7 protein-coding genes and 2 pseudogenes are annotated in these 8,123 nt (G+C 70.7%); 2 read left to right on the top strand and 7 right to left on the bottom strand.

The genetic code is table 11. The annotated features are described in order from the left end of the window. Positions 1-138: 138 nt before the first annotated feature. Together AB0H87_RS34090 and AB0H87_RS34085 are read right to left on the bottom strand one after the other, a co-directional pair. A pseudogene (locus AB0H87_RS34090) lies at positions 139-1,350 on the bottom strand (aldehyde dehydrogenase family protein); the annotation flags it as partial. Further along, on the bottom strand, positions 1,347-2,198 hold the full coding sequence (locus tag AB0H87_RS34085) for an oxidoreductase (RefSeq protein ID WP_360155244.1): 852 nt from the start codon (positions 2,196-2,198) through the stop codon (positions 1,347-1,349). The pseudogene AB0H87_RS34090 and the gene AB0H87_RS34085, both read right to left, overlap by 4 nt. A gap of 132 nt (positions 2,199-2,330) precedes the next feature. Here AB0H87_RS34085 and AB0H87_RS34080 point away from each other — a divergent pair, with 132 nt between their 5' ends. Then, entirely contained in the window at positions 2,331-2,873 is a 543-nt protein-coding gene (locus tag AB0H87_RS34080; protein WP_360155241.1) for a helix-turn-helix domain-containing protein, read from the top strand. On the opposite strand, the gene AB0H87_RS34075 is transcribed toward AB0H87_RS34080, so the two are convergent. The 4 genes from AB0H87_RS34075 to AB0H87_RS34060 all read right to left on the bottom strand — a co-directional run bounded on the left by AB0H87_RS34075 (position 2,854) and on the right by AB0H87_RS34060 (position 6,157). After that, complete coding sequence (locus tag AB0H87_RS34075) at positions 2,854-2,946, bottom strand: hypothetical protein (protein ID WP_360155247.1); 93 nt, start codon at positions 2,944-2,946, stop codon at positions 2,854-2,856. The genes AB0H87_RS34080 and AB0H87_RS34075 overlap by 20 nt on opposite strands. A gap of 120 nt (positions 2,947-3,066) precedes the next feature. Further along, positions 3,067-3,897, bottom strand: coding sequence for a carbohydrate ABC transporter permease (locus tag AB0H87_RS34070; RefSeq protein ID WP_360155238.1), 831 nt, complete (start codon positions 3,895-3,897; stop codon positions 3,067-3,069). Beyond that, on the bottom strand, positions 3,897-4,892 hold the full coding sequence (locus tag AB0H87_RS34065; RefSeq protein WP_360155235.1) for a sugar ABC transporter permease: 996 nt from the start codon (positions 4,890-4,892) through the stop codon (positions 3,897-3,899). The genes AB0H87_RS34070 and AB0H87_RS34065 overlap by 1 nt, the downstream gene beginning before the upstream one ends. Then, entirely contained in the window at positions 4,889-6,157 is a 1,269-nt protein-coding gene (locus AB0H87_RS34060; protein ID WP_360155232.1) for an extracellular solute-binding protein, read from the bottom strand. The genes AB0H87_RS34065 and AB0H87_RS34060 overlap by 4 nt, the downstream gene beginning before the upstream one ends. A 238-nt stretch (positions 6,158-6,395) precedes the next feature. Between AB0H87_RS34060 and AB0H87_RS34055 the strand changes: the two genes are divergently transcribed. Beyond that, positions 6,396-7,403 (top strand): LacI family DNA-binding transcriptional regulator, encoded by a 1,008-nt coding sequence (locus tag AB0H87_RS34055; RefSeq protein ID WP_360155229.1) that lies wholly within the window; start codon positions 6,396-6,398, stop codon positions 7,401-7,403. 35 nt (positions 7,404-7,438) lie between these two features. Here the strand turns inward: AB0H87_RS34055 and AB0H87_RS34050 are convergent. Then, positions 7,439-8,123: pseudogene (locus tag AB0H87_RS34050) on the bottom strand (hypothetical protein); the annotation flags it as partial.

Below are 8,123 nucleotides of genomic sequence, written 5' to 3'. Positions count from 1 at the left end.
CTGCACCCGAACATCGTGGTGGACCGCCACGACCCGGACTCGGTGGCCCGCGGCCGGGGCGCCTTCGACGAGATCATGCGGCTCGGGCGACCAGACCCCGCCCGACAGGCCGTACTCGGAGTCGTTCGCGATGCGTACCGCGTCGTCCTCGTCGTCGTACGGGATCACGACCAGGACCGGTCCGAAGATCTCCTCCCGGGCGATCCGCATGTCGTTGTCGACGTCGGCGAACAGCGTCGGCGTGACGTAGTTCCCCTGCTCCAGGCCCGGCGGGACCTCGGGGCCACCGGTCACCAGGCGGGCGCCCTCGGCGACACCGAGCCTGATGTAGTCGATCACCCGCTGCTGCTGGTCGGGCCGGATCATCGGACCGATGAACGTGTCGGGGTCGGCCGGGTCGCCGACCTTGAGCGACTCCACCATGTCCGTGAGCGCGGCGACGACCTCCGCGTAGCGGCTGCGCGGCGCGAGGATCCGCGTCTGCAGGATGCACGCCTCGCCGTTGTTGGCCAGCGAACCGAACCGGAGTCCCTGGATCGCCGCGGCGAGGTCCGCGTCGTCCAGGATAAGCGCCGCCGACTTGCCGCCGAGCTCGAGGCTGACCCGCTTGAGCTGGGCACCGGCGATCGAGCCGATCCGTCGGCCCGCCCGGGTGGACCCGGTGAACGCGACCTTGTCGACGTCGGGGTGCGACACGAGGTGCTCGCTGGTCTCCCGGTCGGCGGGCAGGATGCTGAGCACGCCCGCGGGCAGGCCCGCCTCGTGCCAGAGGTCGGCCAGCAGCGTCATGCTCAGCGAGTTCTCGGGCGAGACCTTGAGCACGACGGTGTTGCCGGCCAGCAGCGCCGGCGTCAGCTTGGCGGTCGCCGCGGAGAACGGCGAGTTCCACGGGATGACCGCCGCGACCACGCCGATCGGCTCGCGCCGGACGATCGTGTCGAAGGCGACCGACGGGTCCGACGGTGCGACGACCTCCTCCCAGCGCAGCTCCTCCGCCGCCTTGAGGTAGGCGTTGACCTGACGGGTCAGGAACGGCTGGCCGAGCCTGGTGAACCAGCCCGCCGAACCGTTCTCGGCCGAGATGACCTCGGCGATCTCCTCGGCCCGGGCCTCCCGCAGCGCGTTGAGCCGACGGACCACCGCCCGGCGCTCCGCGGGGTCGGTGTGCGGCCAGGGTCCGTGGTCGAACGCCGCCCGCGCCGCGGCCACCGCCGCGTCGACGTCGGCGTCGGCCGCCTGGGCGACCCGGCCGAGCACGGAGTAGTCGTGCGGCGAGCGGATCTCCAGCAGTGCGGGGTCGCTCGGCGCCACCCAGCGCCCGCCGATGTAGAGCTTGTCACGCACGATCATTCGGTCGCTCCTTCGGTGAGCAGGTCGGTGGACCGGCTGACGTAGGCCCATCGCCGGGCCTCGGCGAGGCGTTCCTCCTCGTGGGCGAGGACGATGTCCAGCGCGTCGTTGCCGAGCACGAGCCGGCGCGGCGGCGCCGGGCGGTGCACCAGCTCGAGGATCGCGTCGGCCATCCGGGCCGGGTCGCCGGGCTCGGAGCCGCTGTAGGCCGCGAACCGGTCCTGCCAGGCGCCGACGGTCGACGCGTAGTCGGCATGCGTCGGGCCGGAGGTCACCGCGGCGCCGGCCGCCCAGCCGGTGCGGATGCCGCCGGGCTCCACCACCGTCACCTTGATGCCGAGCGGTGCCACCTCGCTCGCGAGGACCTCGGAGAAGCCGGCGACACCGAACTTCGCGGTCTGGTACGCGCTGAGCCCCGGCGTGCCGCCGACCCGGCCGCCGACCGACGAGACCTGCACGAAGTGGCCGGACCGCTGGCGCCGCATGACGGGCAGCGCCGCCCGGGTCACGTTGACCACGCCGAACAGGTTGGTCTCGACCTGCGCCCGGAACTCGTCCTCGGGGAAGTCCTCGATCGTCCCGGTCGTGGCGTACCCGGCGTTGTTGACGACGACGTCGAGCGACCCGAACCGGTCGACCACGGTCGCCACCGCCGCCCGGGTGTCGGCTGCTGAGGTGATGTCGAGGGCCAGGGTCAACAGCCGCTCCGGGTACGCCGCCCGCAGGTCCGGCAGCGCGTCCGCCTGCCGCGAGGTGGCCGCGACCCGGTCGCCGGCCGCCAGGGCCGCCTCGGTCAGCGCCCGGCCGAGCCCTTGGGACCCACCGGTGATCAGCCACGTGCGTGTCATCGGGAAACTCCTGTCGCTAGTCGAAGCTCGATCGCTAAGTAAGACACTAGCGTGGCAGTAATTATTTCCCACACCGCTGCTGTGACGTGGATGACTTGTCAAGTGACACTCGCGGGTATGATTCAAGGCACCATGAGAGCTGATGCCGCCCGCAACCTCGCCGAGGTGCTGCGCGCCGGGGCCCGGTTGCTCGCCGAGAATCCGGACACTCCCCTGTCGGCCATCGCCGCCGAGGCGGGCGTCGACCGCAGCACCGTGCACCGGCGCTTCGCCACGCGCGAGGCGCTGCTCAGCGCCGTCTTCGAGGCGAAGCTCGACTCGTCGGAGCGCGTGCTTGACGCGGCCCGGCTCACCGCGGCGCCGGTGGCGGTCGCGCTGCACCGCTACGTCGAGGGGATCGTCCCGGTCAGCCGCGAGTGGCCGGTGGACACGAGGCGGATGATGCGCGCCGACCCGGCCGCCGACCGCCGCGCGTCGGCCCAGAGCGCCCGGCTCGACGCCTTCGTCCAGCGCGCCGTCGATGAGGGCCTGCTGCGCCCGGACGTCTCCCCCGCCTGGGCGCGCGCCGTCCTCGACCAGCTGGTGAAGACGATCGCCTACGACTTCCCGGACGTGGCCCCACCCCAGGCCGCCGACCTGGTCGCGGACACGCTCCTCAACGGCGTGGGGGCCTGAGCCCGTCGAACGCGATCTCCAGCATGCGGTCGCGCTGTTCGGGAGAGGCGAAGTTCACCGTCGTGTACGCCATCGCGAAGCGCATGACGTCGGCGCGGAAGACGCCCGCCTGCTGCGCGCGCGCCAGCAGTGGGCGGGGCGGTCGTAGCGGCCCTCGGCGTCGTGCTGTCGCTGTTCGTGCCGCTCCGCCCGGTCAACCCTTGACCGCCCCCTGGAGGCCGCCGACGATCTGCTTCTCCGCGAACGTGAAGAAGAGCAGGGCGGGGAGCATCGCCAGGGACGTGAAGGCAAGGATGCCGGCGGTGTCCGATGTGTACTGGCTGCTGAAGTTCTGCACGCCCAGCGGCAGCGTGTGCAGGTTGACGTCGCTGAGCACCAGCAGTGGCAACAGGAACGCGTTCCAGCTCGCCACGAAGGCCAGCACGCCGACCGTGACCAGGGCCGGCTTCGAGAGCGGCAGCGTGATCCGCCACAGGAAACCGAGTCGGCCCGTGCCGTCGATCGCGGCCGCGTCCTCCAGCTCGCGTGGGATGGCCGTCAGGAACGGGCGCAGGATCACGATCGTGATCGGCAACGAGAAGGCGACCTGGGGCAGGATCACCGCCCAGTACGAGTTGGTCAGGTTCAGGTCGCGGAGCATGAGATAAAGGGGCAGGATCGCCGCGCCGGCCGGGAAGAGCAGGCCCAGCGTGAAGAACGTGAAGAGGGCCTCCCGGCCGCGGAAGGTGTAGCGGGCCAGCACGTAGGCGGCGCACACCCCGAGCACCAGGACGAGCAGTGTCGTGCCGACCGCGACGACCGCGCTGTTGAACGCCTGGCCCCAGAAGTCGCTCTGGGTCAGCACCCGCTTGTAGTTGTCGAAGACCCACGGGTCGGGCAGCCCCGCCGGGTCCGCGACGATCTGCGGTGTCGTGCGGAACCCGCCCACGATCACGTAGACGACGGGTGCGATCGACACGGCGGCGACCGCGAGCGCGAGCGCGTACGTGACCGGGCTGGCCCAGGTGATGGGACGGCGCGACATCAGTTCGCCCTTCCGGTGATGGCACCCTGGATGTCACGGCGGAGCATGAACCGCTGGAACAGCAGCGCCGCGACGAACGAGATGACGAACAGGATCACCGCCACGGCGTTGCCGTAGCCCCAGAGCCGGGCGAAGAAGCCGTTGTCCACCATGTACGTCGCCATGGTGTTCGACGCACCCAGTGACCGGACCGCGGGCACCGAGGTCACCCAGATGACGTCGAAGACCTGCAGCGAGCCGATGATCGACAGGAACATCCAGATGCGGATCGTCGGGCCGAGCAGCGGGAGCGTGACGTGCCGCTGGATCTGCCACCAGCCGGCGCCGTCGATCGCGGCGGCCTCGGTCAGCTCGTGGGGCACATTGGACAGTCCCGCGAGCAGCAGGATGATGGCGAAGCCGACGTACTTCCAGGTGAGCACGAACAGCAGCGTCCAGATCACCACGTCGAGGTCGGCCAGCCACGCCTGCACCAGGCCGCCCAGGCCGAGCGAGCGGAACAGGGCGTCCATCGTGCCGCCGTCGGTCAGGATCAGCTTCCACATGATGCCGACGGTGACCTCGGCCAGCACGTACGGCACGAACACCAGCAGCCGGAAGACCGTGCGGCCCCGGAACCGGCGGTTGAGCAGCAGCGCCACGCCGAGCGCGATCGGGCCCTGCACGAGCAGCGAGCCGACCACGATGACGGCGTTGTTGCGCAGCGCGTCGAGGAAGATCGGGTCCTGGAACGCCAGCACGTAGTTGTCGAAGCCGACGAAGTTGGTCGGCGGTCCCACGCCGCGCCACTTGTAGAGGCTGTAGTAGACCGCGAAGCCCATCGGCACGAGGACGAACATGACGTAGACGGCGATCGCCGGTGCGGTGAGCCCGATGATCTCGTACCACTTGCGGCGGTTCTCGGCGGCGCGGCCGGAGCGCCTGGCGGACCCGAAGCCCGCCGGCGGCGCGGAGGCACCGCCGGCAAGGCTCGGGCTGGACGTCGTCGAGGTCACTTCTTGGCAGCCGACTTCATCGCGTCGACGACCTTCTGCGGTGTGCCGTTGCCGGCGAAGATGGCGACGATGGCGTCGTTCATCGCGTTGCCGACCGTGCTGCCGAACGCGGTGTCCAGCCAGAGCTGGACGTAGGTGGCGCTCGCCGTGGCATCCAGGATGGACTTCAGCGCGGGGTCCTCGACGGCGGCCGCGGCGCCCTTGTCCACCGGCAGGCCGGTGCCCGTCTCGGCGTACCCCTTCTGCACCTCGGTGCTGAGGATGTACTTGAGGAACTCGACGCACTCCGCCGGGGCGTTCTTGGCGCAGGCGAAGCCGTCGCCGCCGCCGAGGGCCGCCTTCGGGTCACCCGCCGAGCCGGACAGCGCCGGCACCGGGAACCAGCCGAGGAACTTCTTGAGCTTCGCCGGGTCCTCCGCGACGGTCTCCAGGGTGCCCTTGTTCCAGTCGCCCATCAGCTCCATCGCGGCCTTGCCGTTGGCGAGCAGGCCGTTGGCGCTGGTCGGGTCGTTCTGGCCCGGCGTGGCGATGAAGTTGTTCTGGAACGGCTTGGTGTCGATGAAGGTCTTGAGGTCCTCGCCCGCCTTCACGAAACACGGGTCGTCGAACGTCAGGTCGACGGAGGCCTTCTTCAGCGTGTCCACCGAGCAGGAACGCAGCGCCATGTTGTACCACCAGTGCGCCGCGGGCCACTTGTCACCGGCGCCGACCGCGATCGGGACGACGTTGATCGCCTTGAGCTTGGTGACCGCGTCGTTGAGCTCCTCGAACGTGGTCGGCGGCGCGGAGATGCCCGCCTGCGCGAACATGTCCTTGTTGTACCAGATTCCCTCGATGCCCATCCGGAACGGCAGCCCGTACTGCTTGCCGTCCACCTGCCAGATCTCGGCCGCGCTCCCGATGTTGCCGACCTCGGTCTTGACCTGCTCGGTGAGGTCCTTGAGGTAGTCGGCCTCCACCTGCTCGCGGATCTCGCCGCCGCCCCACGCCTGGAAGATGTCCGGCGGGTCGCTGGTCAGCAGCGCGGCGGGGAGCCGGGTGCGCTGGAGCTGGTTCGTCTCGATCGCCTCGATCTCCACCTTGACCGTCGGGTGCAGCTTGGTGAAGTCGTCGGCGACCTTCTGCCAGTACGTCTTGCCGGGGCCGTCCTGGGAGGCGTTGTGCCACCAGGTCAGCGTCACGGGGTTCTTGAACAGGTCGCTGGCAGCGGGTTCTTCCTCGTCGCCGCCACCGCCGCAGGCGGCCAGGGCGAGCGCACTGGTCATGAAAATCGCAAGAAAAGCCTTAGCACGGTGCTTGATTGCCATCGATGTCTCCTCGACCGGTCAGTCGCGGTGCTCGGCATTAAGCGAGATTCCTCAGCCGTCGCGATGCGGCCGCATCGCCACGGCGTCCGGTTATGCCGGGGAGTTTTGCAGTCCTTCTTGGCCAGTGTCAATCGTTATCGATATCGGTTTCGAAACGCTCCCGAACCGACTCGCGCGGCCAGCTATCCTCATCCGCGTGGTGTTCCCGCAGCGTGTGAAGATGTCGGACGTGGCCCGCACGGCCGGCGTCTCGGTGGCCACCGTGTCCAAGGTCGTCAACGGCCGCTACGGCGTCGCGCAGGCGACCGTCGCGCGCGTCCAGCAGGTCATCCACCAGCTCGGCTACGAGGCCAGCCTCGGCGCGCAGGGCCTGCGCAGTCACCGCACCAATGTGCTCGGCATCCTGGTCGCCGAGTTCGAGCCCTTCTCCACCGAGCTGCTCAAGGGCGCGTCCAAGGAGGTCGCCGGCACCGGCTACCAGCTGCTCGCCTACTCCTCGGGCGACGGCGGCGGCACGTCGATCGGCTGGGAGCGGCGCTCACTGGCCCGACTCTCCGGCACCCTGATCGACGGCGCGGTGATCGTCACCCCGACCGTGGTCGAGACCAAGCAGGACTTCCACGTCGTGGCCGTCGACCCGCACACCGGCCCGTCCGGCCTGCCGACGATCGACTCCGACAACTTCGCGGGCGCGGTGCTCGCGACGAACTACCTGCTGTCGCTGGGCCACCGCCGGATCGGCCACCTGTCCGGCCGGCCCGACCTCGAGTCGGCGCGGCTGCGCGAGGCCGGGTTCCGCAAGGCGATGGCGGACGCCGGCGTGCCGGTCGACGAGAACCTCGTGCGGATCGGTGGCTTCCGGGTGGAGAGCGCCGCCGGCGCGGCGGCCGAACTGCTCGCGCTGCCGGACCGGCCGACCGCGGTGTTCGCCGGCAACGACCTCTCGGCGATCTCGACGATGGACGTCGCCCGCGGCATGGGCCTGTCGATCCCCGCCGACCTGTCCGTGATCGGCTTCGACAACGTGCCGGAGTCCGCGTCGGTCAACCCGCCGCTGACCACCATCATGCAGCCGTTGCAGCAGATGGGCGCCGAGGCGTTGCGGCTGCTCGTCGACCTGATCGCCGGGGTCGAGCGCGACACGCACATCCGGCTGCCCACGGAGCTCGTCGTGCGGTCCTCCTGCGGCCCAGCGCGCTCATAGCGCACGGGCCGCATACCCCCGTTGGTTGGACCGGATCATTCTTCAGGCGGGCGCTTTATCGCGGCTTTCTCCGTGGCGGACAGCTCGCGGAGCAGCGCACCGACCTCGTCCCGCTCGACCCGGCCGAGCGCGGTGAAGATCTCCACCGACTCGGTCGCGGCCGCCCGGGCCGCCGCCGTCTCGCCGGCCGCCTGCCGGGCCCGGGCCAGGTGGTGCAGCGCCATCGCCAGGCCGACCGGCGCACCCTGCGCCCGGGCCTGCTCGACCGCACCGGTGAACAGCGCCAGGGCCGCGGGCACGTCCCCGCCGGCCAGCGCGACCTCGCCGGCCAGGTCGAAGGCGTCCTTGCGGGCCTGTGCGAAGTGGGCGGCACCGGCCAGCGCCAGCGCCCGCTCCGCATGCGGCCGGGCGCCCGCGAGGTCACCGGCCCGCAGCCGGACCTTCCCGAGGGCGACCTCGACCATGAACAGGTTGAGCGGGTCGTCGACCTCGCGGAGGATCTGCAGCGCCTCCTGGTAGCGCAGCATCATCGGCTCGTACTCGCCGCCGCGGCGCAGCGACTGGGCCAGGCAGATCAGCACGTTGGCCTCCCCCGCCCGGTCACCGGCCGCGCGCAGGACGGCGAGGGCGCGCCCGTACGCCGCCCGCGCCGCGGGCAGGTCCTCGGCCATCTCCAGCAGGAGGTTGCCCAGGGCGAGCTGGGCCCAGCCGAGCTGGACC

This window comes from Asanoa sp. NPDC050611 (genome assembly GCF_040654855.1).
In the GTDB taxonomy this organism is placed as follows: Bacteria; Actinomycetota; Actinomycetes; order Mycobacteriales; family Micromonosporaceae; genus Asanoa.
The sequence above is the reverse complement of the archived record's forward strand: the minus strand, read 5'-3'. Positions and strand labels throughout refer to the sequence as shown.

What these genes read in the sequence shown, in the direction of transcription:
- AB0H87_RS34085 (WP_360155244.1), bottom strand. Translation starts at nt 2,198, where the DNA reads ATGACACGCACGTGGCTGATCACCGGTGGGTCCCAAGGGCTCGGCCGG.
- AB0H87_RS34080 (WP_360155241.1), top strand. Translation starts at nt 2,331, where the DNA reads ATGAGAGCTGATGCCGCCCGCAACCTCGCCGAGGTGCTGCGCGCCGGG.
- AB0H87_RS34075 (WP_360155247.1), bottom strand. Translation starts at nt 2,946, where the DNA reads ATGGCGTACACGACGGTGAACTTCGCCTCTCCCGAACAGCGCGACCGC.
- AB0H87_RS34070 (WP_360155238.1), bottom strand. Translation starts at nt 3,897, where the DNA reads ATGTCGCGCCGTCCCATCACCTGGGCCAGCCCGGTCACGTACGCGCTC.
- AB0H87_RS34060 (WP_360155232.1), bottom strand. Translation starts at nt 6,157, where the DNA reads ATGACCAGTGCGCTCGCCCTGGCCGCCTGCGGCGGTGGCGGCGACGAG.